Genomic DNA, 1,684 nt, shown 5'->3' on the forward strand with positions numbered 1-1,684 from the left:
GCTCCATCTGCGAGGCATGGACACCCATATGCTCGGTCGGCGCGATCTCTAGCCCGCGCTCCATGTGCGAACGATGGTCGATGCGAATATCAAGCCCGGCCATCGCAAGCCGCTCGTTGGCGATCCCCTCCCACCTCTGGCGAATGTCGCGGAGCTGCATGTCGGTCGTCGGCAGGTCGTTCGCCAAGAGCCATTTGTTTTCGCGCTCAAGATAGGTCTTGTCGCCTAGACCGTCCTCCGTCACCTGCCGCGTCGTCATCATCACATGGGCGTGGTGATTGCGAACGTCGCTGGCGTCGTGCGGCGAATGGATCGCGAAATCCACCGCCGCGCCATAGCGGTTCGCCAGCTCCTGCGCGAACTCCCGCGTTGCCTCTAGCCGTTCCTCGGCCGATAGCTCATGCGGCAAGGCAATCTCGAACTCCCGCGCTACACGGGCGTCTTTCCGCTTCTCGGCAAACTCGGCCGCATTCCACAAGTCCGACCGATCCCGCGCCCAATCGGCGGCTACGCCCATGGTGCCGGCACCCGGCTCGGGCAAGACGATCTCCGCATGTTCCACGCCTTGCTTGGCCGTGTAGTCGTGCGTGATGCCATCGCGCTCGTTGGTCAGCTTCTCACCGGCACGATAAGCCATCGAGGCGACGGCGCTGCGGCCGATCGCTCTCGAAACTGGCTTCATGCTCAAATGGTAGATCGCCAAGCAACAAGCTCCGATGCCGTTTTAGCCCTTCCCGCTAGCCTCCAAGCTAGCGGCGCGCTGAGTTACGCAGTAACTCGTAAGTGCGCCCTTCTCAACTCAATCGCTTCGCTCTTTCGTCGCTCGGTGCGGCGCTTGCGGCAAGGTCGACGCAATGAATTGAAGGCCGGATTGTGCTGCAAAACCGACGAATTTACAAGAGAAACAGCCAAACAACTGGAAATAGCGTTCGGAAATGATAGTCTCGGCTGCAACCGGAAGGGAGATGCAGCATGGCGCGCAAGACGATCGAACAAAGGCTGGCTGAGCTTGATGCTCAGCGCGCCAGCTTGAAGGCCCGGCTAGGAAAGCAAGAACGGGCGAACGATACGCGCCGCAAGGTTCTGCTTGGCGCGCTCGTCCTGCACCGTCTCGAAAACGCCAACGATCCAGAATTCACCAAGCGCCTGAGCGACTGGCTGCGCCGCGAGCTTCCCGGTTTCCTGACCCGCGACGGCGACAAGGAACTCTTTACCGATCTCCTGAAACCAGACGCCGCAAGCTCGGGCGCGGGAGGCGCGGCAGAATGAATCAGGGGACGCTTGCATGGGCCGCATTCAAGAACATGATGCGCCAAGCCGGCCGCGATCCGGTATGGGCGATTTCCTGCATCATCATGGCCCCCTTCCGGGCCGGGCGCTATCTGCTGCAAGTCGGTCTGTTCATTCTCATCGTGACCCTTGCGCTCGCCGTCGCCGCCAATGGCATACCGCATGAATGGTGGATCGCCAGAGGCATCGCCGGCCTCGTCGTTCTGCTGGTCTTTTTTCGTGCTGCTCTTTCGCGTCCTCACCAACCCCATGATTACGCATTTCGGGGATATGGAAGGCGAAACCCACGGCTCGGCCCGCTTCGCCACCAACAAGGAAGTGGCACCGCTGGCCCGCGCCGAGTCCGGCCTGCTGATCGGTCGTGATCCGAAATCAAAACGGCCGCTGCGCTATG

The 1,684-nt window shown here is 61.2% G+C and carries 2 protein-coding genes and 1 pseudogene; 2 read left to right on the forward strand and 1 reads right to left on the reverse strand.

The window, feature by feature from the left end; all coding sequences use genetic code 11:
- Positions 1-703 (reverse strand): MobQ family relaxase (mobQ, locus tag MESS2_RS29415; RefSeq protein WP_040594368.1); only part of this gene is annotated, 703 nt, incomplete at its 3' end.
- Positions 704-972: 269 nt separating this feature from the next.
- Between mobQ and MESS2_RS29420 the strand changes: the two genes are divergently transcribed.
- Positions 973-1,269, forward strand: a complete 297-nt coding sequence (locus MESS2_RS29420) for a hypothetical protein (protein ID WP_008878344.1) — start codon at positions 973-975, stop codon at positions 1,267-1,269.
- A 183-nt stretch (positions 1,270-1,452) separates the two neighbouring features.
- Positions 1,453-1,684: pseudogene (locus tag MESS2_RS33740) on the forward strand (hypothetical protein); the annotation flags it as partial.

Source organism: Mesorhizobium metallidurans STM 2683, assembly GCF_000350085.1.
GTDB lineage: Bacteria > Pseudomonadota > Alphaproteobacteria > Rhizobiales > Rhizobiaceae > Mesorhizobium > Mesorhizobium metallidurans.

Excerpts from the sequence above, each read along its gene's own strand:
- MESS2_RS29420 (WP_008878344.1), top strand. The coding sequence starts at position 973 with ATGGCGCGCAAGACGATCGAACAAAGGCTGGCTGAGCTTGATGCTCAG.